General features: G+C 53.6%; 22 protein-coding genes. 8 read left to right on the top strand and 14 right to left on the bottom strand.

Annotated features, from left to right (window positions below; genetic code table 11):
* Position 1: 1 nt before the first annotated feature.
* The 4 genes from DYY88_RS00330 to ndhL form a co-directional block, all read right to left on the bottom strand.
* Complete coding sequence (locus tag DYY88_RS00330) at positions 2-1399, bottom strand: efflux RND transporter periplasmic adaptor subunit (RefSeq protein ID WP_039724795.1); 1398 nt, start codon at positions 1397-1399, stop codon at positions 2-4.
* Positions 1400-1482: 83 nt separating this feature from the next.
* On the bottom strand, positions 1483-2232 hold the full coding sequence (locus tag DYY88_RS00325) for an ABC transporter ATP-binding protein (protein ID WP_039724796.1): 750 nt from the start codon (positions 2230-2232) through the stop codon (positions 1483-1485).
* Positions 2233-2312: 80 nt separating this feature from the next.
* Positions 2313-3860, bottom strand: coding sequence for an alpha-amylase (locus tag DYY88_RS00320; protein ID WP_052288160.1), 1548 nt, complete (start codon positions 3858-3860; stop codon positions 2313-2315).
* Between the two features lie 178 nt (positions 3861-4038).
* Entirely contained in the window at positions 4039-4284 is a 246-nt protein-coding gene (gene ndhL / locus DYY88_RS00315) for an NAD(P)H-quinone oxidoreductase subunit L (protein WP_039724797.1), read from the bottom strand.
* Positions 4285-5503: 1219 nt separating this feature from the next.
* On the opposite strand from ndhL, the gene DYY88_RS00310 reads away from it, so the two are divergent.
* Positions 5504-6862, top strand: a complete 1359-nt coding sequence (locus tag DYY88_RS00310) for a Sll1247 family protein (protein WP_044150355.1) — start codon at positions 5504-5506, stop codon at positions 6860-6862.
* A 124-nt stretch (positions 6863-6986) separates the two neighbouring features.
* Here DYY88_RS00310 and DYY88_RS00305 read toward each other — a convergent pair whose 3' ends face one another.
* Positions 6987-8462, bottom strand: a complete 1476-nt coding sequence (locus DYY88_RS00305) for an aminotransferase-like domain-containing protein (RefSeq protein WP_039724798.1) — start codon at positions 8460-8462, stop codon at positions 6987-6989.
* A gap of 293 nt (positions 8463-8755) precedes the next feature.
* Here DYY88_RS00305 and DYY88_RS00300 point away from each other — a divergent pair, with 293 nt between their 5' ends.
* Both DYY88_RS00300 and DYY88_RS00295 read left to right on the top strand, forming a co-directional pair.
* Positions 8756-9082, top strand: a complete 327-nt coding sequence (locus tag DYY88_RS00300) for a hypothetical protein (RefSeq protein ID WP_039724799.1) — start codon at positions 8756-8758, stop codon at positions 9080-9082.
* Between the two features lie 30 nt (positions 9083-9112).
* Entirely contained in the window at positions 9113-9709 is a 597-nt protein-coding gene (locus DYY88_RS00295) for a GNAT family N-acetyltransferase (protein ID WP_044150237.1), read from the top strand.
* Between the two features lie 159 nt (positions 9710-9868).
* Here DYY88_RS00295 and DYY88_RS00290 read toward each other — a convergent pair whose 3' ends face one another.
* Together DYY88_RS00290 and DYY88_RS23875 are read right to left on the bottom strand one after the other, a co-directional pair.
* Positions 9869-10639 (bottom strand): LEVG family PEP-CTERM protein, encoded by a 771-nt coding sequence (locus DYY88_RS00290; protein WP_039724800.1) that lies wholly within the window; start codon positions 10637-10639, stop codon positions 9869-9871.
* Positions 10640-11602: 963 nt separating this feature from the next.
* Entirely contained in the window at positions 11603-11746 is a 144-nt protein-coding gene (locus DYY88_RS23875; protein ID WP_163685890.1) for a hypothetical protein, read from the bottom strand.
* A gap of 4 nt (positions 11747-11750) precedes the next feature.
* Between DYY88_RS23875 and DYY88_RS00285 the strand changes: the two genes are divergently transcribed.
* Complete coding sequence (locus DYY88_RS00285; RefSeq protein WP_039724801.1) at positions 11751-12155, top strand: flotillin domain-containing protein; 405 nt, start codon at positions 11751-11753, stop codon at positions 12153-12155.
* A gap of 89 nt (positions 12156-12244) precedes the next feature.
* Here DYY88_RS00285 and DYY88_RS00280 read toward each other — a convergent pair whose 3' ends face one another.
* The 3 genes from DYY88_RS00280 to speE form a co-directional block, all read right to left on the bottom strand.
* Complete coding sequence (locus DYY88_RS00280) at positions 12245-13114, bottom strand: FkbM family methyltransferase (RefSeq protein ID WP_039724802.1); 870 nt, start codon at positions 13112-13114, stop codon at positions 12245-12247.
* Positions 13115-13186: 72 nt separating this feature from the next.
* Positions 13187-14251: an agmatinase family protein gene (locus tag DYY88_RS00275; protein WP_039724803.1), complete on the bottom strand. Its 1065-nt coding sequence runs from the start codon at positions 14249-14251 to the stop codon at positions 13187-13189.
* Positions 14244-15527, bottom strand: coding sequence for a polyamine aminopropyltransferase (gene speE, locus DYY88_RS00270; RefSeq protein WP_039724804.1), 1284 nt, complete (start codon positions 15525-15527; stop codon positions 14244-14246). Before speE ends, DYY88_RS00275 begins: the two co-directional genes overlap by 8 nt.
* Positions 15528-15769: 242 nt before the next feature.
* Between speE and DYY88_RS00265 the strand changes: the two genes are divergently transcribed.
* Positions 15770-17245: a flavin monoamine oxidase family protein gene (locus DYY88_RS00265; RefSeq protein WP_052288161.1), complete on the top strand. Its 1476-nt coding sequence runs from the start codon at positions 15770-15772 to the stop codon at positions 17243-17245.
* A gap of 107 nt (positions 17246-17352) precedes the next feature.
* Here DYY88_RS00265 and DYY88_RS00260 read toward each other — a convergent pair whose 3' ends face one another.
* Positions 17353-17541, bottom strand: coding sequence for a hypothetical protein (locus tag DYY88_RS00260; protein WP_039724805.1), 189 nt, complete (start codon positions 17539-17541; stop codon positions 17353-17355).
* Between the two features lie 420 nt (positions 17542-17961).
* Positions 17962-18777 (bottom strand): hypothetical protein, encoded by an 816-nt coding sequence (locus tag DYY88_RS00255; protein ID WP_130199284.1) that lies wholly within the window; start codon positions 18775-18777, stop codon positions 17962-17964.
* Between the two features lie 216 nt (positions 18778-18993).
* Here DYY88_RS00255 and DYY88_RS00250 point away from each other — a divergent pair, with 216 nt between their 5' ends.
* Both DYY88_RS00250 and arsB read left to right on the top strand, forming a co-directional pair.
* Positions 18994-19323, top strand: a complete 330-nt coding sequence (locus DYY88_RS00250; protein WP_039724807.1) for an ArsR/SmtB family transcription factor — start codon at positions 18994-18996, stop codon at positions 19321-19323.
* A 273-nt stretch (positions 19324-19596) separates the two neighbouring features.
* Positions 19597-20748 carry an ACR3 family arsenite efflux transporter gene (arsB, locus tag DYY88_RS00245; protein WP_039725037.1) on the top strand — a complete coding sequence of 384 codons (1152 nt, stop codon included), beginning with the start codon at positions 19597-19599 and terminating at the stop codon, positions 20746-20748.
* 107 nt (positions 20749-20855) lie between these two features.
* Here the strand turns inward: arsB and DYY88_RS00240 are convergent, their stop codons facing one another.
* Positions 20856-21512, bottom strand: coding sequence for a tetratricopeptide repeat protein (locus DYY88_RS00240; protein ID WP_039724808.1), 657 nt, complete (start codon positions 21510-21512; stop codon positions 20856-20858).
* 726 nt (positions 21513-22238) lie between these two features.
* On the opposite strand from DYY88_RS00240, the gene DYY88_RS00235 reads away from it, so the two are divergent.
* On the top strand, positions 22239-22877 hold the full coding sequence (locus tag DYY88_RS00235) for a class I SAM-dependent methyltransferase (protein ID WP_039724810.1): 639 nt from the start codon (positions 22239-22241) through the stop codon (positions 22875-22877).
* Here the strand turns inward: DYY88_RS00235 and arsJ are convergent, their stop codons facing one another.
* On the bottom strand, positions 22878-24125 hold the full coding sequence (arsJ, locus tag DYY88_RS00230; protein ID WP_039724811.1) for an organoarsenical effux MFS transporter ArsJ: 1248 nt from the start codon (positions 24123-24125) through the stop codon (positions 22878-22880).
* Positions 24126-24158 lie beyond the last annotated feature (33 nt).

Genomic DNA, 24158 nt, shown 5'->3' with positions numbered 1-24158 from the left:
GCTACATTGCCCCTCCGGCTCTGCCATCACTTGGAGGGACTCCTGGTGAATCCTCGGCCTCCGTGTTTAACGGTTGCCCCGGCGACAACGTCACCTCAGGAGGAATCGAGACGACAATCTCATCGCCTTCCTGCAGTCCCGAGGTGATCTCCACCGCTTCTAAGGTCTCTAAGCCAATGGTCACTTCGCGCTGCTGGGCCAGATTAGCCGCATCCCGCACCCAGACATAGGGCGACTCGCCATCTCGTTGCACCGCCGTGACGGGCACGACGAGGGCATTTTGCCGCTGCTCCAAAACGATATCGACGCTGACGGCACTGCCGGGAATCAACGAACCACTGGGCTGATTCAATGTGGCCTCAGCCTCCACTGTGGACTGCTCCGCGTTGGTATCCTCGGTCACCGCTTGGGGCGAAACCCGCACAATGCGCCCTTCAAACACCTCGGGATTAGGGCCAATCACACTTACTCTGACGGGCATCCCCAGGGCCACTTTCGCCGCATTCAAAGTGGTCAGCTCTAGACGAATGCTCTCTTGGGTGGGGTCGCCAATACTGAGCAAGCGCCCTTCACGCTCGACCCCATCCCCCGGATTTACATCCACCTTGAGCACGATCGCCGCCATTGGTGACACGATCCGATTATCTTCGAGCTCTAGCTGCAGGCTGGCGAGGGTGAGCTGATCTTGCTGCACGAGAAACTCGGCTTTGGTGAGTTCCACCTCGGCATCCCGCAGCGCCGATCGCGCATCCTCTAAAGCTCGCTGGTCATCGCGAAAGGCATCTTCGGAGATGTAGCCCTGCGCCAGCAAGTCGGTCGAATCGGCCAGTCGGGTTTCGGCATCCACCACCCGCGATCGCCGCTCGGCCACTACCTCTTGCTTCCGCTGCAGGTCGAGCTGATTAATGCGGGCCTGCACTGCGCGATCGGCTAATCGTTGCTCTGTTTCGCGATCGCGCAGTTCCAATAAAACTTGACCCTGGGCAACCCGCTGCCGTTCTTCTACCAACACGGCCTGTACGGTGACATCGCGCGGCGCTTTGAAGGTCTGCTGTCCCCCCAGTTCCACCACCCCGGCTTCGGTAATGACGACTTCTAAATCATCGCGGCTCACGGGTGCGGTGCTGACCATGACGGCCTCAGGCGACGACTGGCTAACCGCCCGATAGCCCCGCCAGCCGCCCATGCCAACAATCGCCACCAATCCCGATGCCAGCAGCCATTTGAAGCCAGCGGACCGTTTGGCCTTGGCCTCTGCCGCCCACAAATCTAAGTCATCCACATCCTCCACGAGGGGCTGAGGGGCTGGCGGGGCTGGCGAGGCGGTTGGCCTCTCCTCGGGGAGGGGGGATTCCACCATGTTGTCCTGATTGGGGGGCACACCTGAATCGTCCACCATAAGTCTGGGTCGTTGAGTTTCCTTCGTCAATCGTTCATGGCCGGGGCCGCCACGGTCAATCATCACGCTGCCGCCATCGGGGGTTAAACCTCTTGGGGCGACAGATGATCATTCACGATGTGGCCATCACTGACCTGAATAATGCGCTTACTGTAGCAAGCTACCTCATGGGAATGAGTCACCATGATGATGGTCATGCCGCTGGCGTGCAGTTCATTCAAAATCGTCATGACGGTCTCGGCAGACTGGGTATCCAGGGCACCAGTGGGTTCATCGGCCAGCAGCAGCAGGGGACGATTGACAATGGCCCGGGCGATCGCGACGCGCTGCTGCTGCCCGCCTGACAATTGGCTGGGTCGCTTGTCGAGCCGATGGCCCAAACCCATCCGTTGCAGCGCCGCCATGGCTAAACGCTGCCGTTGTCGTCGGCCCACCCCCGCATACATCAACGGCAACGTGACATTTTCCAGCGCGGTCAAATTATTCAACAGTTCGTAGCGTTGAAACACGAACCCAATCTGGCGGTTGCGCAGCCGGGCCAACCGATTTTTACTCAGGTGCGCCACGTTGACGCCATCCAGCTCATAACGACCGCGACTCGGACGATCCAAGCAGCCAATAATATTCATCAGAGTGGTCTTACCGGAGCCCGACTCGCCCATAATGGCGCAATATTCGCCCCGGTGGATGGTGAGGCTAATGCGATCGCACGCTTTGATCATCGCCTCGCCTGTGCCGTAGATGCGTGAAATCTGCTGTAGCAGCACAACGGGTTTGAGCGGCGTCATTAGCCCCGATTGATTCGGGGTCGTCCCTGGTGCGGATAAGGTCATGGCAATCAGCTGGGAGTCGCCCTGATTTTAGCTTGCTCATCTGCGAAATTGATTTTAAGAACTTGTGCCCCAGTCACGGACTATTCTTCCGCCCGTGCGGCGTGATGTAAGGCGATCGCTGACATGGCCGCCACCGTCGTCCGAAACTGTCCCGTCTCGTCTACGCGAATGACGCGATCGCAGTCGCCAGTCGCGCTAATTTCTGCGCTCATCAACTCGCAATAATCACCCGCCGGCAGTTGCGTTTGAAAGGTGTGGGTTAGCGTCGTTGATGCGCGATTGATCACCACAAAACCGCGATCGCCGCGGCCAAAGGCGATTTGGTTGCCGCCGTGGCTCCACCAGTCTGTGACCATCGGCTGGGCCTGCGTCGCCGCGCGAAAATCCACCATCGCTGTCATGGCGGGTTGACGGTGTTCACAGACCCATTCGCCGCCACAGCCGAGGCGATCGGGCGGATAGACCGTACGGGTGCGCCCCGTTGCTGTTGCAGGTGGGCCTTGCTCTGACGTTTCAAAGGCATAGCTCGACATGATGCGGGGCTGACCATAGGGATACGCCAGCATAAACACCATTGACAGGGTATGCAGATCGCCATCTTGATACGTCACGTAGTCACCGCCGCCGCCGTGGCCGCGCTGCTTGTCGTGATTATCGATAAACACCACTGCCTGCTGACTGGGGACTAAATCAGCGCTGGATAGAACGGTGTGCAAATCGGCAGGGCTGCGATCGCCCACGTTCAAAAACGCCTCTCCCACCAATCGACCATATTCAAAATCCACTACGGCACCAGACTCGTAGTAGTCGTGCTTTTTGATCGCCTCCGTGCCAGGGTCAATGACTTCTTGATAAATGAACGGGGCCGGCTCGACGCGATCGCGCACCAACTGCAAAATGGCTGCCAGTTCGTCACTGCGGATATGCTTGGCCGCATCAATCCGAAATCCGGCAATGCCCAGACTCGCCAGATCCACCAAATAATCTGCTAGCTGCGTCTGCACCTGCGGTAACGCGGTGTTTAAGTCAGGCAGCCCAACTAACTCACACTGCGTTACGTTATCAGCGTCTTGATAATCGCTAATCGGCTGCTGACAGCGATTAAAATCTTCAGAACTGTACAGTCCCGGATAATCATATCGGCGAAAAGTCGTCCCGGCTGAACCCGGCTCTGTATCCATCGCCGCCATGTGATTGATCACCGCATCGGCATAAATATCGACCCCGACGGCTTGGCAGCGCTGCACCATGTCGGCCAGTTGGGCGCGATCGCCACTGCGACTAATCAGTTGATAGCTCACGGGCTGATACCGCTGCCACCACGGAAACCCTAGCTCCGGCACGATGACATGCTCTTGCGGTGGCGAAATCTGCACGGCGTGATAGCCGCGTGGACCTAAGACCTGCTCGCATTCCTGCGCGATATCTGGCCAAGTCCACTCAAACAGATGCACGATGACGCCCGCCTCTGGCGGGGACACTTCTTGGGGGCTCGCCTCATGCAATGACTCAGCTTCGGCGGCCCAACGACAACCGCCAAGCAAGAGTGCTGCTGTCAATAACCAGAGCCGCCAACCGCTCGCTCGAATACCCATGTCATCGCCCCAGATGCCTGATAAAGCCAGCATTCTCACGCACTAGCAGCGGCCAATCGTCCTGCTGCCAGTGGATGAATAACCGAGAGAATCGCTTTGACCTAGTCCGCACCCAGGGAAATCATACCCTGCCGATCTGATATCCAGTGATTGACCGAACTCGCCCGCCCAAGGCATGGGTTGAACAAATCGATGCTAAACCCGATGGAGCTTAAGAATTGAGCGATCGCGGCTGGGGGCGAAAGTTCAGAAAGGGGCTCATCAGCAACATGCCGGGGAAAAAGACAAACATCAACCCGTACAGCACAAACCGCTCGACCGAGCCGACCTTATGCCACTTGGCCTTGAGGTAAAACAGAATCGCTGCCGGAATCACCAGCAAGTATGCGATCGCCAAACCACCATATAGCCCAAGACTGATCAAGGTATCTAAAGAGAGGGGCAACGTTTCCAACATGCAATTCTCCAGTAAATGGCTGGGCCGAGACGCGACACGGACCTCACCGCCAACATGACATAACTTCCGTAAATATATTCTAAGGGCAAGACGATTCTTCGTAGAAAGATGATCGATAGTGGAGTTTCATCTGTAATATAGATATTCCTGAGGGTTCGACTCTTAGGAACAGACGGGGGCGTGGCGGAATGGTAGACGCTACGGACTTAGAAAACTGAGCCTCAGTGGAGAAATCTGTTGAGTGGAAGCTCTCAAACTCAGGGAAACCTAAATCCTCTCTTGGCCCGCGCAGTTGCGCTCAGTGCCGCTGAGGACAAGGCAATCCTGAGCCAAGCCAACTCAAACCATCTGCCAGACAGACCGAGTTGGAAGGTGCAGAGGCCCGACGGGAGCTACCCTAACGCTAGCGGCGAGGGTAAAGGGAGGGTCCAATTCTCAAAGCCAAGGGCAGTCCTGTGCGACCCCTTTGGCAGCAGCGAAAGCTGCGGGAGGATGAAAATCCGTTGACCGTTAAGGTCGTGAGGGTTCAAGTCCCTCCGCCCCCATACCTCAAGACTTATTGAGTTTCGCGTGAGCGGGCAATCGATTTGTCCGCCGTTACGGGTGCTAATACAATGCATCCATCAGGTTTGACATCTACAGTTCGCATTTCACAACTCATGTTCATCCACCGTCTTGATTGATTGACGGTGTCTGACCAGTCTCTGTTTATGGGCATTGGTCAGATGCTTAATGGTGGAAGCAGTGAGTTGACTCCGTGTTTTATCCGTGCTGCCGCGCCCGATCCCTGATGATGCTTTGTCAAGGTTGTGCGAGGGGTGGTGGGCTGAGCAAAGAGCTGCCTGCTGCCCAACTAAATGGTCGTAGGGGACGCGATCGCGATTCGCGATGTGCCCACTGGGCAGGCATTTGACAGCCGTGGGGATGTGTTTGAGTGACCCATCATCGATCACCGAAACCTTACTTTATTCATCTGGTTGGGATCTGAATCAGCCCGTTTTTCTAAATTTGTTGGTACTTTAAACGGATTCGTGGTCATCGACGTTGAAGATATGGATACACGGTGTCATCGTTGGTTTTACTGAGTTAAACCAGCTTTATCCCTAATCCAGATGCAAATGACATTGCACGGCCTACGTATTGGGAGCAACAATCGGCACATTCTTGATTGGCGATGGACACTTTAACAGCAGGATGTCCTGGGTAGATGAAGATTGATATGACGAGGGTTGATACTTTTGTGGTGGATCGCAGTCAACAATCAGGGTCGCAACGCTACCAACGGTCCCAGATCAGCGTTCAAGAAGCTCAAGAAACGATCTTTAGCTTCTTGCTTAACATTGTCAAAACCTGGGAAACTGAAGATGTTTTAGCTCAGTTCAAACAATTATTTTTTGAGCATGGCGAGACCGCCAGCACCGAGGTTTCTTCAGGCATTTACGCCTTACTGTTCAACAATGACGAGCAAGAATTTCGCAATACGCTGAAGCGATCTTGCTACATTCTGATCAATAACTGGGAAGTTGCCCGTCAGTATCAGGCAATCCAAGATTTGGTCGATCTTTTTAATGAACCAACGCTCAATAAGTATACGGTTTCCCCCAGTCTAAAACGGCTCAGGACTTGGGTTGCGAATTTTGCCCGGAGCAGCGATTTTGAAGAACTGAAGTTATTTGCGGCTCGATTTACTGAGACCGCAACCCCATGGACTTCTCGATATACTTCTTATCTGCTCATTCAGCAATATATTAATACTGATAATCCTTTAGAACAGCGCGAAGCAGCGCGATCGCTATCGCGAAAACTGAAAGATCAGTACAAGATGGATTTGGCGATGTACACCGCCCATTCCCAGAATTTCACCAACTCAAATCAGAAGCGACTCAAGAATCCGACGGTGCTTGGTGATGGGGCGCTACGTCTGATTAAGGCGATCGTGGCGCGTAAGGGGCAGTACAGCTATAAAAGCTTAGCTAGCTTATTTTTAGAGCAAGTTCAAGACTTGAACTATGGCAGCTTTAAGAAAAGCCTGATTGAGTATTTAACCTACTCGGTGAAGCATCCTGACGTAGTCAAAACTTTAAAGCACAATCTGGGTCAAAAGCTGAGTCAGCTTTATGTAGAGCACGATCGCGACCCCATTGATCCGTCTCTCCGTTTGCGCACCTGTAACCGTGTCATTGATGCGCTCATGACGGAAGATCAGCGATCGCCCTCGCCTCTATTTACATTATTACTCTCACAAAGCAGCTCGATTTTGTTGGCGATTTTGCTGCTGAAGATCGTATTAGTTTCCAGAAGCTCTCATCATTATTTGGAAGCTCGAATTGCTGATTTGATTCGCTATTATGATCAGTTTCCCAGCGAGCAGTGCAATTGGGTGATCAATTTTTTAGAAGTCTTTCAAGTCGTCTTTGCTATCCATACGGACAATATCGAATACAATCTGATTTCGCCGGAACGTCAAAACACAGATAACTTCAATTACGAGAAGCGTACCTGGACGCTGGAAGAAATTGAAGCCTGTCGTATCTTTTCCCGCATTGTGTCAGCTAAAGAGGGTGAGGTGACCGAGTAAATCCAAGTGCACTCCAATCAATGTTGTTGATTTAGGTGCGTGGACAACAAGATGCTTGCCCACCAGTGATGACAAAATTCGTGCTTTAGTGCGGGCGCTTATGAGCCTGGCTAGAAACGCTGGACTACGGCAGGTCGCTGAGCCATTGCTGAGCCAGCTGCTTTTTGGCCAGTTGGCCCAGGGTTTGCATGGCCTGATCGAGTGAGTCTGACCAGGGCACAGCCGTATTGAGCCGGAAGCAGTTGCAGTAATCGTGCCCCGATGCGGAAAACATGAAGCCGGGGACGACACTGATATTTTCCGCCAGGGCCGCCTTGTAAAAGGCGAAGGCATCGAATCCGGCGGGCATTTCGACCCACAGCACATGGCCGCCATTCGGACGGGTGACGCGGCTCTCAGCGGGAAAGTAGTCAGCGATCGCCTGTTGCATACGGGTCATTTGTTCGTAATAAGCGCGGCGCAATTGGCGCAGATGACGGTCAAAGCCCCCGTTGGCGAGAAAGGCGGCAGCGGTGAGTTGGGGCGCGATCGCCGTGCTGAGATTGGTGACTGATTTGTGACCCGTGACGGCGGCTTGATAGCGACCGGCGGCACACCAACCGATGCGTAAACCGGGCGACAGCACTTTACTCAAGGACGAGCAGTATAAGACGCGGTGCTCGGTATCAAAGGCTTTGATGGCTTTGGGGCGATCGCCGGTGAAATATAACTCGCCGTAGACATCGTCCTCAATTAGGGGCACGTCATAGCGGTTGAGCAGGGTCATCAGCTGCTTTTTCTTGTCATCATCCATACAGCTCCCGAGGGGATTGCTAAAGTTGGAGACCAGCAGCAGCACCTTGATGGATTGAGTTTGCAACGCTGCCTCTAAGTGCGCCAGACTGATGCCATCGCGAGGATGGGTCGGCAGCGTCAAAGCCTTGAGATTCAGTTTTTTGAGACTTTCGAGCACGGTGTGATAGGTGGGCGATTGCACGGCCACGGTGTCGCCCGGTTGAGTTACCGCCTGCAACGAAAAATACAGCGCCTCTGACGCCCCATTGGTGATCAGCAAATCGTCTGGGGCGACGGCGCAGCCAGTGTTGAGCATGCGTTTGGCGATTTCGGTTCGCAGTCCTTCATCGCCTAGCGGACTGGCGTAGGCGTGGGCATATTCCGGGCGATCGCGCAAAATTTTGCCCGTCAGTCGATTGAGCTGGGACAGCGGCATCAGCGATAGAGCGGGCAGGGCTGTTCCCAACTGCACAATTTCGGGATTTTGGGCCGCGAGCATCAGTCGCAGGGATAACGGGGTATCGATTTCACGCGCCTCATCCGTAGTGGGGATAGTGATAGCGGGTTCTTGCAGCACATTCAGCGCGGTGGATTTGACGTAGTAGCCAGACTGGGGGCGCACCGTGACCAGTCCACGATCTTCTAGTAGGCGATACGCTTCCAACACCGTTGACATGCTGACCGAGAGTTGTTGCCGCAGCTTGCGCACTGAGGGGAGGCGATCGCCCGCCTTGAGTGTCCCTTCCATAATCAAGGTTTGCAACCGCTCGGCTACCTGCTCATACAGCACTTGATCCGCTTCTAATGTGATGGGCGAGAGTTTCATGACGTCACCTGAGACTGAGCGAAAAGTACTAAGGCATCGAACTTTATTCAGTGGAACAGCCATCTTGATTGCCCATAGGGCCGCAAGATACAGCGACCCAAATTAGAGCTTCAATCACTGGCAATAGCGGCGCCAAGGAGCCCCCAAAAGCGGCTTTGATGTGCTGGATTGAGCGCGGCTAAACAGTTGGCCTCACTTTTGGCCAGAACAGTTTTCGAAATTAAAACTGTTACCAGAACAATTTAGCGTGACTGCCTCTGTGCGGCTAGGGGCAAATTGAGGAAACTAAGTTCATGCCGAATCGATTCGAGTTGCTCTTTCACCCGGAGGACAGCCTCATGCCATCTGACCATCTTTATGCTCGCTTAGAACTACTGCAAACAGAGCCTCACCCCACGCAATCTGCCTTAGCTGATCCGCCACCCCGTGCCCGTTGGCAGCGATGGGGGCAAGCTTTGTTGAATTATTTTGTCGGGTCCACTGCGCCCCGCATTACGACTCACACCACTCATCAAGGTCAGCTCTGTTATCGAGTGTATGACCCTGTAGACCGTCGCCATTACACCTTTGACTCAGAACTGGAGGTGCGGGTCTGGTTAGAGGGGCGGTATTATCAATAGCGCCAAACTTGTTAGAGGGCGATCGCCGTGATGAAAATCCCACTCACCACCTGGTATTTGGAAATGCGATCGCCTGCCGACCTCCGTCCAAAACGGGCCAACTTGTCGGGATTGGTGGTGCAGCAGGCGGCCATTCCCAGTCCCGAGTTCAGTCGCTTTCTTTATACCAGCGTGGGTGGACATTGGTATTGGCGCGATCGTCTGCCGTGGACCTATGACCAGTGGCTGGCCCACCTTAACCGCCCCGAACTCGAAACCTGGGTGGCGTATCTGTCGGGAACGCCGGCGGGGTATTGCGAGTTGATTACCCAACCCGATCAGAGGGTCAAGATTGAATACTTCGGCCTCTTGCCGCAGTTCATTGCGCAGGGCATCGGGGGGCACCTCTTAACTTGTGCCATTGAGCGCGCTTGGGAACTCACCCATCAGCGGGTATGGCTGCATACTTGCTCGCTGGACAGTCAGCACGCCTACAAAAATTACGAAGCGCGAGGGTTTACCCGCTATAAAACTGAGAAAACGGTGGTGCTTTTACCTGCCGAATCGCCCGGCCCCTGGCCCAATGCCGCCGCCCCCGCACCGCCCATTCCTGGAGTCGCCCAAACGGTTTCCTCCCCAACAATTTGAACCCCATGATTAATCTTCCAGCTTTCAGTTCTAGAAAGCTCCATTGGCTTTTGTGCCTGGTGAGCTGAACCCATAAAAAAACTGCCGTTTCTGGGTCGGAAACGGCAGTATGGTTACGCTTAACGATAGTTGAGGCAAATTGGTCGAACGAACAGCTGATTAAGCGGCAGTGCTATCAGACTGGCGCTTGCGCAGACCGAGACCACCGGCCACTGCAAAGGCCCCCAAGCCCATCATCAACCCTGGTTCTGGCACTGCGGCCGCACCATCAATCTGGAAGTTAACCCCGTCACCTGTGCCGCCATGGCGCTCACCTAGATTGAGGATAATCGACTTCACCCCGGTCAGTGTGGTTTCTTGGACATTGTTGTTAGGGCCTTTGGCGATTGTCCCGGCTGCAATTTTGTTACCGTCAGCGTCAAAGGCTGTATAGCTGGTGCCACCTTGGCGCTCAGTGTCGAACCAATTCACAGTTAAGTCACTGAGGATCTGGCTAAAGGTAAATCTGAAGGTGCCAACTTCGAGTTGTCCCTTTTCGACTAGTGGAGTAGTGCCATTTTGTTGCATTGCGACAGGCCGAAACCAGTAGTCGCCAGAGCCGTCTGATGTCCCAATATCTTGAGACCGAAATTTCACACCACCGTAGGTGTTGCTGCTACCAGCGGCATCGACAAACAAGCGACTCTTAGTCTGCGTTGAGCTATCGGTCAAGCTCTCGATCGACTCAATTAGGGAGTCCAAATTTAGATATGAGCAATCTTTGCCCAAACAATTGTCAAACCCGACATAGACTTCCCCTTCCATTTGGGGAACCAGAGAATTAGCCTGAGCCTCGGGCGCGATCGCTCCTACTCCCATAACAGACGCCGCCAAAATTGGGACGACGTAACCGACTTTTTGAACCGAGCGAATGAGTGAATGCGTGGTCATAGTGTTCCTAGAGTTTAAGTGTGAAGTTTGTCGTTGGGCTGCTCAGAATAGGAATTTGCATCAACCCATCCAAGCTCTCCGTATCCAACACACCCCTGTAACTAAAACAACCATAGTTTGTGGGTCAGCCCAGTGAAATGGCGGAGGGAGGAAATTTACCTGGAATTCAAGCGATCGCGGTTTCCGTAAAATCTTTAACTATTTGAAGAGATTTCACGGAAGATAATTTCACCATTCGCAGCATTAGGCTGATCAAGGACTCATGTTTGATTTGATGCTATGAACACGCAAGCTGACTCTAATTCTGTCCGTTCCCTTTCTGCCGCTCAATAACGTGTCCGCTTCATCTGGGGCCAACTCTAGGGCAAACACATATTTCGAAGGTGATGATGACGGCATGCCGGACACAACGTAGGGACGTTTCACTTATTGAGACCGTGAGCTTCTCGACAATGGGAAAGTTTTCCCTCAGTAATCTGATTCCTCTCAACACCGATCAATGCTAGAAAATCAATTGTCGTTGGCGCTGTGCTTTGAGCCCGGCCATTTAAAATCAAAAAGAGCTCGACTCAAATGCCGAACTCTTTTTGAAAATTATTGAATTGTTGACTTCCAAACTTACAAAATGTACTTAGTTAGTGCTGTTGTGGACTATTACTTACTAAGGTTTACAACGCCTGGCAACACTTTTGAAATATTTGGTGGCCTGTTTGAACACTGTTCAAAGCCCATTTTAGTGTTGGTTTACGTCAATTTGAATTTGGTTTTGGGGTATGCAAGGAATTCAAAGTGTGATTGAAAGTTTCTTGCAACGAGGTATTCAGTTGTTTGCTTCTTGTCTATTAAGTTAGCACACTCATCTCAGAAAGGAAGTGGGTTTATGCAATTTAATTCAGCTTTAAAGAAAGGTTGACGCTTGTTTATTTTTTCAAAACTACTTGCCAAAGTACGGCCAATAGGATCTCAGGAAGGTGGCAAGACTTCTTGTTGGGGCTGTCCGCCATGTCCGATCGCCCTGGTTCTCGGCGTACGGGCACCGTGGGGGCGCGAGGAGGGATTGTCTCCCGCCGCTTGGCTGTAGCGGGCTAGATATCTCTCAGGCTTCATCGGCTTGCTGCCTAAGTACCTTGATATCGAAGCTCGCAACGCCATCAGCAACACCAACCTGACGGCGGATGTGATCGCGCAGATTTGGCCGCAACTGGTCGATCGCCTGCCCGAAGTCCTCAGTGCGTTGGCCCCGCAACCCGGCGTGATTGGCGATGCGCGGATTTATGCCTTTCCGGGCATGAACGGCGATGGCAACGGTAGCACCCCCGGCGACATCAATAAGCTGCTGATGTCGACCGGCGACTTATCGCTGATCAATAGTCTGCTGGATGAGGGAAAACTCGGGACCGTGCTCAGCCAGGTCAAAGACTTGATTCAGGGGGAAGCCCCCACCAGCAGTGACTCCAAGACTGCGATCGCGCCCCAACCGGATCAAGCCGTTCCCGTCGATCACGATAATGACTAAGGAAGGAGGATTTAATGACGTGTGGACAGCCGTCTCAGCTGTTCAAGCACAGACACGAGACTACAAAAGTTGGAGTCATCCAATCCTGATCACTGACCTGTGTCCACCTTCTCGGCTGGAATCGCGAGGGTGTTAGGAGACAGTAACTGGTTCAAATTTTGAACTTCGATGGTTTGGGCGTTGGGGGCGATCGCAAACTGGCGATAGTCTAAATCTTGCAAGAGCTGAAAAATCTGGTTGTAAATATCGAAGCCGCGATTGACGCGAAAGCTTTCCAACGTCTCGTAATAGAGAATGGGGCGATATTGAGCGATCGCGTTCAAGCCCCCTTTGATCACTTCGTACTCCATGCCTTCCACATCGATCTTGATGAAATCGAGGCGATCAAGTGCTAACTGAGAAATGAAATCATCCAAAGCCTGAACTTCGACCTTGACGCCCTCCTGGCTCAATAACCCAGCATTACCGGGAACGTTGGCGTCTTCTTGCCAATAAAGCATTCCCGGTTGGTCGGCAATCCCCAGCTGATAAATATCCACCCTTTTGGCTAACTGAGGATTCAGCTCCACATTGGCCTGGAGTCGGGCAAAGGTGGTCGGTCCCGGCTCGATCGCAATCACCCGCCCCTGTTCGGCCAAACTCGCCATCAATAACGTTAAAGCGCCGACATTCGCCCCAATATCGAGCACCGTCGCGTCGGCGGTGATGAATTTTTGCAGCACCGCCGAGGTTTTGAGGTCATAGCGGCCCGTCGCCATCTCCACTTCAATCGGGTAAGTCGTATCAATATTGACCCGGAATTTTCCCAGATAGTGGTCATACACAAACTGCTTGCCAGCGGGCAACAAAAAGCGCAGTTCTCGATGCTTTTGTGACCAGGCGAGCAGGGTGTCAAAGAAGGGGGCTGTGAGCGGACTTACCGTGCGCATGCCCTGGATGACAGCTTCTTTGACAGACATGGGCGGTTACCTGGCGAGATGGATCAACAGACGATATCGGAATCAAGTTTTACCACAGGTCGCGTTGCCGCACTAGGCAAGCCCCTTGTCCGAAGGGCGCGATCGCCCCATCAAGTTGCAGAGCTTGTAGACAATGCGGGCACCGACATTGCCGTCCCAGTCGCCGTCGCCTACTTCTGACACGTCAAAACCAATAATGTGGCGATCGCTCCGCACCAGTTCCCGCAGCAGGGCAAAGGCTTCTTCCAGTTCCAGGCCACCGGGCACGGGCGTCCCCGTTTGGGGACAGAGTTTGGGGTCGAGGCCATCCACATCAAAGCTGACGTAGACGCGATCGGGCAGGGGTTCGATGATTTGGCGACAGAGGTCACGCCAGGGGATGCCCGCAAACCGTTGCTCCTTGAGAACGGCGTCGTAGTGGGTCTGAATGCGTCCGGCGGATTGCTGAATTGTCGCCACCTCGCCGTGGGAGATGTCGCGAATGCCGACTTGCACCAGCCGGGCGATCGGCGGCAGGGCAATCACCTGATGCATGATCGAAGCGTGGGAATAGGGAAAACCTTGGTAGGCCTGGCGCAAATCGGCGTGGGCGTCGATATGGAGCACCCCCAAGCTGCCGTGGTGATCCGCCAAAGCGCGAATCAGGCCGAGGGGAATGCTGTGATCGCCGCCGATCGCCCCCACCCGTTTGCCCGCTGAGATCGCCCGTTGGGCCGTGTCATAGAGCCAGCGATGGACGCGATCGCCCCCCGCATTGACCCGCTGCAGCAAGCCCGCAAGCCGTTCATCACTGGTGATATCTAGCCCCTGCTCCGTGGCGTGAATGATTTCGGCGGCAACGGGGCGCAACTCATCGTTGAGTTCCCGGATCCAGGCTGGCGACGGCGGCATATAGATGCCCTGCTGCCAGCCGTCAGGATTATCCAGATCATATAAATCGAGCTGGGGCGAAGCCTGGCGAACCGCTTCAGGACCAGCTGCCGTGCCCTCGTGATAAGACACGGTAACTTCCCACGGTATTCCCAGCAAGAGAATGTCAGCGGTGTCGTAGTCAAAAGGCAAACCACAAAAGTTGCCATTTTCCAGCCCGACGCCGCTGGGGTCAAAATTGCGAATGATCTCAGCGCGGCTAGCCATTGAGCATCTGGTCGATCGCGGTGGGCAAACAAAACGCGGCTTGGTGGATACCCGCGTTGTAATACTGCAAGTTGTGGGCGGTGGCGAACTGGGCCGCGCGATCGCTCTCCAAATCCTGGACCGGATGGCGATCGCCTTTGGCGCAGAAGGAGAAGCCCCACATCCCCGTGGGATAGGTGGGAATAAACGCCAGGTAACAGTGCACCGAGGCGACGCCAAAAATGTCTTTGAGACAATGGTTCAGCTCGACAAACGCGCGCTGATTGAACCGGGGCGACTCGCTCTGCGCCGTCATCACCCCGCCGGGACGCAAACAGCGATAAACATCCTGATAAAACGCCTGACTGAACAATCCCTCTGACGGCCCCACCGGATCAGAAGAATCCACCACAATCAAGTCGTAGGTTTCATCTGGCGCCTGACGCACAAAGTCGATGCCGTCGCCAATGATCAGCTCCAGTTTCGGATCGTCGAGCGCCGCCGATAGCGTGGGCAGATATTCTCGCGAGGCCCGCACTACGGCCTCGTCAATCTCTACCATGGTGACGGACTCGACTTGCTCATGTTTGAGAATTTCCCGCACGCTGCCGCCGTCACCGCCGCCAATCACCAACACATTGCGGATGTCGGGCTGCACCAACATCGGCACATGGATGATCATTTCGTGATAAGCCTTTTCATCCTTTTCGGAGCACATCACCATCTTGTCGACGGTGAGCATTTTGCCGTATTCAAAGGTGTCGAAAATCTCGACCGATTGATAGGGTGACTTTTCGTAAAAGATGCGATCGCCCTTATGGCGAATGGAGAGGGCAATATTTTCGTTGCGATCGGTGAACCAAACGTTGCGGCTATAGCGGGGCGAAATCAATTTTTGGGTGGCCGTATCGCGTAAATCACCCAAATCGATATCCGATTTTTCCAACAGTTCCAGCTGACCACGATTGAGTTCCACCGCCGAGCCATGATGCGCCTGAAACTCGGTTTTGAGAATTTCGTAAGAGACCCATGGATTGACCGAATAGCCACAGGTAAACAAGTCGACCGCCGCATAGCGATATTCTGGCCAGGTATGGATCGCCAAATGACTTTCTTGAATCACTACCACCCCCGAGACTCCAAAGGGCGAAAAATGGTGAAACGTTGAGCTGATGATGGTTGCGCCCGATTCCTTGGCCGCCTTTAACATGCTGGCCTCAATATGAGGCACATCGTTCAACACTTCGCTGGAACAGCCGTGAAACTCAACCAGAATATGACGTCCAAGAGAATTCATCGTTGTCTCCATGCCCCCAAAATATGCAGCAAAATATCCATCACAAAGTATAGATTTCGAGCCTGATAATGAAATGAAGCGGATTTGCCCAGGTTGGCTGGCAGCTATCCCCGGCTGTGGTGTCTTGGTTCAATTCGTCTTAGTCATTTCCCAACACCCTTAGCTGGTAGCTATGCGGCACGACTCATCTGCCCAGAGTTCCGATTGATCAAGCGTTTCGTCTTTTTTGTGCGTTAACTTCTATGACCGAAATTGTGACCGTGGCTTCCCCAGCCGAGACGTTGATTGTCGGTGCTGGCTTGGCGGGTTTGGTCACCGCCTACAGGTTAAAGCAATTTGGTATCGACGTAGACATTGTGGAAGCCCGCGATCGCCCCGGCGGACGTATCCACAGCGTAACGAATGCGTTGGGCACCTCGCTGACGGCAGAGTTGGGGGGCGAAGCCTTTGACTCTGACCATGTGGCTTGTCTCACCCTCGCGCAAGAACTCGGCCTACCTGTGGTGGATCTGTGGTCGCAAGCGGACGCCGGGGCCGAAGACCTGTTTTGGTTTGGGCAGCAGCGGCTCGATCCGCAGGCCATACAGGCCGAGTTCACCGCTTTGCTACGGGCACAGCCGCAAGACTGGCAGGCCGTGCAGCAGTTTTTACAGACGGGAGAGCGTACCCCGGTCATCCAGTCCTTAGATGCGCTATCGATCGCCGATTACCTATCGCGACATGGCGTGTCGCGATCGCTGTATCAAGCACTGACGACGGCCTACACCATCAAATACGGCATGGACTCCACCCGCCAGTCGTGTTTGAATTTGCTGAGCTATTTCAAGTCGGCGGCGGATTGTCAATCGTTGTTTGGCAACAGCGACGAGCGCTACTACCTGCAAGGAGGCAACGCTCAATTGCCCCAAGCACTGTTTGCGGCAGTGGGCGATCGCGTGCAGCTGGCTACCCAACTCGAAACCTTAGCGGCTCGACGCGATGGCCAATATGTCGCGACCCTGAGACAGGGACAAACGGTGCGCGATCGCTCCTATCGGCGGGTGGTGCTAACGTTGCCGTTTAGCGTGTTGCGACACCTGGATCTACAAGTTGACCTGCCCCCCTCGCAGCGGCAAGCGATTCAGCAATTGGGTTACAGTACGCCGACCAAAGTCATCAGCGCCTATCGCACCAAAGTGTGGCGACAGCAGGGGCTGAATGGGTTGGCCTATACCGATCTGGCGATGCAGCATTGCTGGGAAGCTTGTGACAGCCTACGCTCTAGCGAGATAGCCTTGCTGGTGGCGTATCCAGGGGGCGCTGCGGGACAGGCGATCACCACACTGGACCTGGCGGATTTGGCGCCCATGATGCAAGCTGATTTGGCTCAACTTTTCCCCGGCATTTGCGCAGCACAGTTAACGCCCGACTGGCTCCGCAGCCAATGGTTGACGGATCCATTTTCAGCGGGCGCTTACTCTTGTTACGAGGTTGGGCAATGGTCGGCATTTTATGGGTTCGAAGGCCAGCGTACTGAGCACCTCTTTTTTGCGGGAGAACATTGTTCTCGTCGCTACCAAGGCTATATGGAAGGGGCTTGTGAAACTGCCGAGCAGGTGACCCTGGCAATTTTGCAAGATATCGGACATCAACCGGCGATCGCCGCTCAGCAACAGCGTTTGCAGCACTACCAACAAAGTCGTCAGTCAGGGTTCTCACTGACAACCGAAGGTCGTTAGCGGCGTCACTTGCCAGCGCTCAGCCCAAAAATTTAGGGAGACTGTCCAATGACAATCTCCCTGAGTGCAGCACCAGTATGGTCGCCAATGCATGGGGCAAGCCAGAATTAACGACCGGCGATCGCCATTAAACCTGGCGCATAAGCTTCAATTACATTGCCAGTCTTGCTACAGGTAATCATCAAGTAATCGCAATGGGGGCACTGAGTGCGCACCAAAGCTTCGGGATCGAGAAAGTGCCGAGAGGCATGGCCGCCACAGTTAGGGCAGTTAACAATGTGCTGTGAGTAATTCATTTATCTTAGTTGGGTCTCAAAGCGAGATTATCAGGTGGCAAGCAGTAGCGGTGATTACAATCAACCAGCCGACTGACGAGGAAAAGTTGCGGGGATCAAAAGAGACTTAATATTCAAAAATATCCTTTGACATATAGAAATGGTATTTCAAACAACATTGAATATGCAACCAAAAAAACCAAAATACCCTGAAAGATATATGAAACTTTGATTTCGATAATCTGAATAAAGCGACTTCACTTTCTTTTCTCAAATAGTGTAAAAGCAGACACAAAAAAGATGAATAAAATCTTAAATTTATCTATTGATTGGCCGATGTGTAAATTGCGCTGATGTATTCACATTCAAGACTGAGTGTCGTTGCGGTTAATCAAGGTCGCGGTCCCACGCTGACGGGCAAAGCCGCACCCTGGGGGGTGACTAACGATGGGGATCGCTTTGAGGTTGGGCCTTCTCTGCCTTGAGTTGTGGCAACTGGGCGACGACTTCGCGCAAGGCGGAGAGATCGGCATCTAAGACTGAGTGGTCGCCATATTGAAAGGGATTGTCGAGATCGCGAATGAGACGCAGCAAATAGGCAAAGGCAATGAAGAGTAAGGTCGAGACGATGAGCCCTTGCTCAAATCGGGCGGTATGCACCAATAACAATGTCACTACGGCGCTGACCAAAAAGAGTTCCAGCAGCACATAAGCGGGTTGCAAAAAATCAGTATCGCGAATGATGTGAATGCGACGAATCAGTAGGCGCAGTTTGGCTTGCTCGCTTTGCACACGACCAATCAGCGGCGCATCGCCCAGGCGCAAGAGGTCGGCAAAGTGATGGTTGAGTTGGTCAAGGGTCGCCTCGACGGGGGCGATCGCGGCCTGAGTTTCGAGCCAGGCTAAGAGGTGTCGGGTGAGCTGCGCGAGGGCTTGGTTCAGCGGGGCGGGATCATAGTGGGGATGGGCTTGGGCGATGAGTTGGTTCGTATCGGCGATCGCCTCCACGGCATTCGCCAATTCGGTCGGCATATAAAGACTGGCTTGATAATCGCGCAGGGTGCCACTCAGCATAAACGCCAGGATGAAAGACGCGGCAGCGAATAGCGTGCCCGTCATCGAGTCAAAGGTCCACACATCCCAATGCAGCTGATGCAGCCCGACTTTGCTGCCCACAAAGAGCAGTGCCCAAGGCAAAATGCCGAAGAGTAACTGCCACTTGAGGCGCAGCGTCTTGAGGGAGAGGGGCATTGGCATGGTTTACCCAAAACGAGTAACAAGGCTACAGCATAGGATGCTAGCGCGGTTTGTGACGTCATTGCGGCTAGGCAACAGTGGCCTAAATCCCGTGAGAGTCACCTTTGAATCATGGAAACTTCCCCTTCTTTGGCGTAGGGGGCAGCGCTCTCGGTCTCTGGTCACTCAGTTCAGGACTTGATAAGCTAGGGGCGTTCCATACTTCAACCTGATTTGATGTCAACGGTTCTCACCAGCACTGCGGTCGACATGATCGCCATCTTTAAGGCCCTTTCGGAGCCGCTACGGGTCGAGGTGATCGAATTGCTGCGGGAAAAGGAAATGTGTGTTTGCGACCTGTGCGATCGCCTCAATGTTGCCCAGTCCAAACTCTCGTTTCATCTAAAAACGCTGAAGCAAGCGGGCTTAGTGAGATCGCGCCAGGAAGGCCGCTGGATTTATTACCGTCTCAACCTGTCCCGCCTGGTGGAATTGGAAGAGTACCTGTCAGACTTCCGCCGCTACAGTCCCCGACTCCCCGCTCGCACCTGCTCACCGGATGAATAGCAACCACCTCAATCGAGATGGACCGCTGGCGATGCCTGGACGTTGCCGCGATATTTCAACCTGGTTTGAAATCATGGAACTTGAAACATCTGACTGATGTGCATAGCCGTTGAGATGCGTGAGGCGATCGCGCCCCCCTGCCGAGGATTGATTCACCCGTTCTCGATGGCATCAACTGCGATCCGCCCCCCAACTCTGTTCTCCCTTGCTCCCCCACTCCCCGGCCCATCAAGAAAAGTCTGCCCACTTACCCTGTATATGTCTTAGATGCCCATGTCGACTAGCTCAGAAACTAATCCTAAAGCCGTGCAGGCCGGAGGCACCCTCAGCTTTTTTGAGCGCTACCTGACGGTGTGGGTAGCGTTATGCATTGTCGCGGGCATCCTGCTGGGGCGGGTGTTTCCGCAGATTGCTGTCACCCTCGACGCGATGAGCGTTTTTCAGGTGTCGATTCCTATCGCCATCTGCCTGTTTTTCATGATGTATCCCATCATGGTGAAAATTGATTTTTCCCAGGCGAAGAAAGCGGCCCAAACGCCCAAGCCGGTGGTGCTGACCCTGGTCGTGAACTGGTTGATTAAGCCCTTCACCATGGTGGTGTTCGCGCAGTTCTTTCTCGGCTGGCTGTTTCGGCCATTGCTCAGCGGTACGGAGTTGATTCGTGGGACGGAAGTCGCGCTGGCGGATTCCTACATTGCCGGGTGCATTCTATTGGGCATTGCCCCCTGCACGGCGATGGTGCTGATGTGGGGCTACCTGTCGTTCAGCAATCAGGGCCATACGCTGGTGATGGTGGCGATCAACTCCCTGGCAATGCTGTTTCTCTATGCGCCGTTGGGGCGGTGGTTGCTGGCGGCGAATAACCTGACGGTGCCCTGGGAAACTATTGTGCTGTCGGTGCTGATTTATGTCGGGTTGCCGCTGCTGGCGGGGGCCGTGTCGCGCACCTGGATTTTGCGGCACAAGGGGCGCGATTGGTTCAACGACGTCTTTTTGAAGTATCTCAGCCCGATTTCCGTGGCGGCGCTGCTGATTACTCTGGTGCTGCTGTTCGCGTTCAAAGGCGACTTGATCGTGCGCAATCCGCTGCACATCCTATTAATTGCAGTACCGCTGTTTTTGCAGACCAACTTTATTTTTTTCATCACCTATGTGGCAGCCCAAAAGCTCGGCCTGTTTTACGAAGATGCGGCTCCGGCGGCGCTGATTGGGGCCAGCAATCACTTTGAGGTGGCGATCGCCACAGCGGTTACCCTGTTCGGCCTGAATTCTGGCGCTGCTTTAGCAACCGTCGTCGGCGTACTGATCGAAGTGCCCGTGATGCTCATGCTGGTGGAATTTTGCAAGAAAACCGCTTTCTGGTTCCCCCGAGAGCCTGAAAAAGCAACTTTGCCAGATCCCCGTTGTGCGCGACCAATGGGGTAAATTTGAATGTCGTGAGCTGAGTGCCAAGCTAAAGAAGTGGCCAAGGGAACGGGGCAGCAATGGGCTAGAGCGTCTCTACATGTGTTGATGTATCTCCACGTTGGGGGCTACATGCTGTCAGGTATTTGCATTGCTTCCAAGTCAGCCAGCAATTCTTGAGCTGCAGTTAAGTTTGAATCGAGTTGTAGAGCCTCTTTACATTCTTCGACAGCTTCGTCAATGCGTCCGGCTCGCCATAAGGCGATCGCAAAGTCATAGTGAACAATCGCAAGTTTCGGATCCAGTACTATCGCCTGACGATATGCATCAAAGGCTTCTTCCGTTCTGCCTGCATCATCAAATGCGTTCCCTAATCCTGTGTATAAAAGAGCTTTAAGTTCAAAATCCAAAGCCCTGGCTATACCTTGACGGTAGGTGGAAATTGCCCCCTCAAAGTCTTGGGAAATCCTTAGCAAGAGACCAAGATTGTTATAGAGGATTGGTTCTGTAGGATAAAGCTCGACTGCATGTTGAAGGACTTCAATGCCTTCTGCGATACGATTTTGGGATCGAAGATTGAAAGCGAGTTGTGCATATTCATCAATGCCAGTTAAATCGTAGGCTCCTCTTCGTAGCGCGTTGCAAGCATCATCACGAAGCTCTTCAATCCCAGAATTTCTTTCAATATCCCGCAAATCTTCCCAGTATTCTGAAAAAGGTCTGATTAGCTTGAAGCGATGCTGACCATAATTTGGGTGTCCGAAGCAGTAGTACTCGGATACCATCAGGAAGTGTCCGTCAGGAAATTCCCACAGCTCTGTTTGTCGCACAACATTGGGCGCAAGCGAATAGCTAGTACCGCATGGCGGAAATGCAGATACCCTTAAGGAGTCAGTTTTAGAGGCCTGAGTCTGATGCCTGGTCGCGCCCTGCCCGCCCTCATTGTNNNTGGCCAAGCCTTTCAAATGGAACTATACGGGCAAGCCCTTAACCGCATAATGGCTATGCTTATTTGTGCCGTTGAGTACTAGTGTCTAAAATTACGCCCACTCTCGGTTGTGCTAATGCGGCTCCAGTGGTCGTTGCAAATACCGCAAACAAACCTAGGATGGCTATTCCAAATCGGGAATGTAGCCGATTCCGAAGAAAACGTGTCCCTTGCTGATGATCTGTCCAAAAGTGTTTGGAAGTTTTCATGGTGATAACCTCTCTGAACGTTGTGGCGAGTGTCTAGAGAGATGGGGAGGTAGAAAAGCATATGTTTAGACTCTCCATCGGAGATGCCTTTTTAATCCCTACTTAATAATTTAAGTATAAATGACTACGCTTGGGATGTCTTTGCATATTAACGCTTTCTTAAACTGACTTGGGTGAAGGGTTCCTTTGTATTTGGCTCTAATCTGGTGAAGCGGATAGCAAGGGTGATCTAAAGCTAATACTAGTTTTAGTTTTCACCTGAGGGTTCTTGGTACCAGAGATGGGACATTTCAAATCTAAATTCGTATGATCTTATGGAACTTTTGGTGCAGCGGCAATACGATCGCCTCGCTCATATCTATGACCAACGCTGGCGGGGCTACATTACCAATACGCTGTCGTTTTTGGTGGAGTGGGCGCAGATTGCTCCGACGGAAACGGTGCTGGATGTGGCCTGCGGTACGGGGGAGTTGGAGCGGCTGCTGAGCGATCGCCACGCCGAGCAGGCGATCACTGGGGTGGATTTTTCGGAACGGATGCTGGCGATCGCTCGCCCGAAATTCACCGATCAACCGACCGTCACCTTCCAGCAAGCCTCAGCTTCAGCCCTGCCCTGGCAGCAAGCAGAGTTCGATGTGGTGGTGTGTGCTAACGCCTTTCACTATTTCAATGAACCGGATCAGGTGCTGGCGGAAATGCGGCGGGTGCTGCATCCGACCGGGCGAGTGGTGATTTTGGATTGGTGCCGCGATTTTCTCGTCTGTCGGCTGTGTGACTGGGGGCTGAGCCTGGTCGATCCGGCCCACAAGAATTGCTACACCGAAGCAGAACTGCACGAATTTTTGACCACAGCCGGGTATCGAGTGCAGCGATCGCAGCGAGTTCGCTTTGGTCTGATCTGGGGGTTGATGGCGATCGAGGCCACCCCCTCCGAACCGCCATCGATCAGCTAATTAACTCACCAGTTCTTGGGTTGACTTCGGGTTTGGCAGCTTCAGCGTGATCAACTCCGCCAGCAGCACAAACACCGCCGATGTCCACAGGCATCCCACCAGGCCATACATCTGAAAGATCAGCCCAGAGAGCACCGTTCCCACCAAGCGCCCGCCGGAGTTGGCCATGTAATAGAACCCCACATTGAGGGCTACCTTGTCATCCTCGGTGTAGGCCAGCACCAGGTACGAATGCACCGCCGAGTTGAAGGCAAAGACCACGCCGAATACCATCAGGCCCACCACAATCGTTTGGCCGGGGGGACGACCGAGCTGGAGTGCGATCGCGATCGAGGCCGGAATCGCCGTCAGCAGGCCAGTCCAAAACCGAATCGTGCTGGCCTGAGGTGGTCGCCCCGAGCCAAATCGACGCAGCAAAGTAGGGGCCAACGACTGCACCATGCCGTAGCCAATCACCCAGATAGCGAGGAAGCCGCCCACCTGTTCAAACGACCAGTTCAAGACGCTGTAGAGGAAAACGGGCAGCCCCACCACAAACCAAACATCCCGTGCGCCAAACAAAAAGAACCGTGCCGCCGAGAGAATGTTGATCTCTCGGGTTTTGGAAAACAGCTGGCGAAATTTCACCTTGGCTTTGACCTTGCCCATGCCCGACGGCAGCCAGAGCCCCGAAACCAGCACCGCCATTAGTCCTCCCGCCATGATCAGCAGGGCATTCACATAGCCAAAAGTTGCGAGCAACAGACTGCCCAGAAAAAAGCCCACTCCCTTCAGCGCATTCTTCGACCCGGTGAGAATGGCGACCCACTTGAATAGAGCCGACTGCGCATTTTGAGGAATCACCAGGCGAATCGCACTTTTGGAACTCATTTTGGTGAGGTCCTTGGCAATGCCAGAAAAGGCCTGGGCCACCATCACGTAGGGCACGGCCAAGGCCAGGGCCCAGTTTTCATTGACGGGCGTGAGCATCAGCAACGCTAAAATTTGCAGGGCAATGCCGCTGTACAGCGTGAGCTTCACCCCAAACCGGGAGCCAATCCAACCCCCGAAGAGATTGGTGACAATGCCAAAGATTTCGTAGAACAAAAACAGCATCGCCACTTCCAAGGGAGTGTACCCCAGGGTATGGAAATACAGCAGCACCAGCATCCGCAGCGCCCCGTCGGTGATGGTGAAGCCCCAGTAGGCCAGGGTCACGATCGCGTAATTGCGAATACTGACTTGATCAAGTGTGGGAGAAGAATCCATCAGGGTGAAACATCCAGGCTGGGGAACAACTGA

The sequence above is a fragment of the Leptolyngbya iicbica LK genome, assembly GCF_004212215.1.
In the GTDB taxonomy this organism is placed as follows: domain Bacteria; phylum Cyanobacteriota; class Cyanobacteriia; order Phormidesmidales; family Phormidesmidaceae; genus Halomicronema; species Halomicronema iicbica.
Note: the sequence above shows the minus strand (reverse complement) of the source record. Positions and strands in the feature narration are given on the sequence as shown.

What these genes read in the sequence shown, in the direction of transcription:
- DYY88_RS00330 (WP_039724795.1), bottom strand. Translation starts at nt 1,399, where the DNA reads ATGGTGGACGATTCAGGTGTGCCCCCCAATCAGGACAACATGGTGGAA.
- DYY88_RS00325 (WP_039724796.1), bottom strand. Translation starts at nt 2,232, where the DNA reads ATGACCTTATCCGCACCAGGGACGACCCCGAATCAATCGGGGCTAATG.
- DYY88_RS00320 (WP_052288160.1), bottom strand. Translation starts at nt 3,860, where the DNA reads ATGCTGGCTTTATCAGGCATCTGGGGCGATGACATGGGTATTCGAGCG.
- ndhL (WP_039724797.1), bottom strand. Translation starts at nt 4,284, where the DNA reads ATGTTGGAAACGTTGCCCCTCTCTTTAGATACCTTGATCAGTCTTGGG.
- DYY88_RS00310 (WP_044150355.1), top strand. Translation starts at nt 5,504, where the DNA reads ATGACGAGGGTTGATACTTTTGTGGTGGATCGCAGTCAACAATCAGGG.
- DYY88_RS00305 (WP_039724798.1), bottom strand. Translation starts at nt 8,462, where the DNA reads ATGAAACTCTCGCCCATCACATTAGAAGCGGATCAAGTGCTGTATGAG.
- DYY88_RS00300 (WP_039724799.1), top strand. Translation starts at nt 8,756, where the DNA reads ATGCCGAATCGATTCGAGTTGCTCTTTCACCCGGAGGACAGCCTCATG.
- DYY88_RS00295 (WP_044150237.1), top strand. Translation starts at nt 9,113, where the DNA reads ATGAAAATCCCACTCACCACCTGGTATTTGGAAATGCGATCGCCTGCC.
- DYY88_RS00290 (WP_039724800.1), bottom strand. Translation starts at nt 10,639, where the DNA reads ATGACCACGCATTCACTCATTCGCTCGGTTCAAAAAGTCGGTTACGTC.
- DYY88_RS23875 (WP_163685890.1), bottom strand. Translation starts at nt 11,746, where the DNA reads ATGAAGCCTGAGAGATATCTAGCCCGCTACAGCCAAGCGGCGGGAGAC.
- DYY88_RS00280 (WP_039724802.1), bottom strand. Translation starts at nt 13,114, where the DNA reads ATGTCTGTCAAAGAAGCTGTCATCCAGGGCATGCGCACGGTAAGTCCG.
- DYY88_RS00275 (WP_039724803.1), bottom strand. Translation starts at nt 14,251, where the DNA reads ATGGCTAGCCGCGCTGAGATCATTCGCAATTTTGACCCCAGCGGCGTC.
- speE (WP_039724804.1), bottom strand. Translation starts at nt 15,527, where the DNA reads ATGAATTCTCTTGGACGTCATATTCTGGTTGAGTTTCACGGCTGTTCC.
- DYY88_RS00265 (WP_052288161.1), top strand. Translation starts at nt 15,770, where the DNA reads ATGACCGAAATTGTGACCGTGGCTTCCCCAGCCGAGACGTTGATTGTC.
- DYY88_RS00260 (WP_039724805.1), bottom strand. Translation starts at nt 17,541, where the DNA reads ATGAATTACTCACAGCACATTGTTAACTGCCCTAACTGTGGCGGCCAT.
- DYY88_RS00255 (WP_130199284.1), bottom strand. Translation starts at nt 18,777, where the DNA reads ATGCCAATGCCCCTCTCCCTCAAGACGCTGCGCCTCAAGTGGCAGTTA.
- DYY88_RS00250 (WP_039724807.1), top strand. Translation starts at nt 18,994, where the DNA reads ATGTCAACGGTTCTCACCAGCACTGCGGTCGACATGATCGCCATCTTT.
- arsB (WP_039725037.1), top strand. Translation starts at nt 19,597, where the DNA reads ATGTCGACTAGCTCAGAAACTAATCCTAAAGCCGTGCAGGCCGGAGGC.
- DYY88_RS00240 (WP_039724808.1), bottom strand. Translation starts at nt 21,512, where the DNA reads ATGGTATCCGAGTACTACTGCTTCGGACACCCAAATTATGGTCAGCAT.
- DYY88_RS00235 (WP_039724810.1), top strand. Translation starts at nt 22,239, where the DNA reads ATGGAACTTTTGGTGCAGCGGCAATACGATCGCCTCGCTCATATCTAT.
- arsJ (WP_039724811.1), bottom strand. Translation starts at nt 24,125, where the DNA reads ATGGATTCTTCTCCCACACTTGATCAAGTCAGTATTCGCAATTACGCG.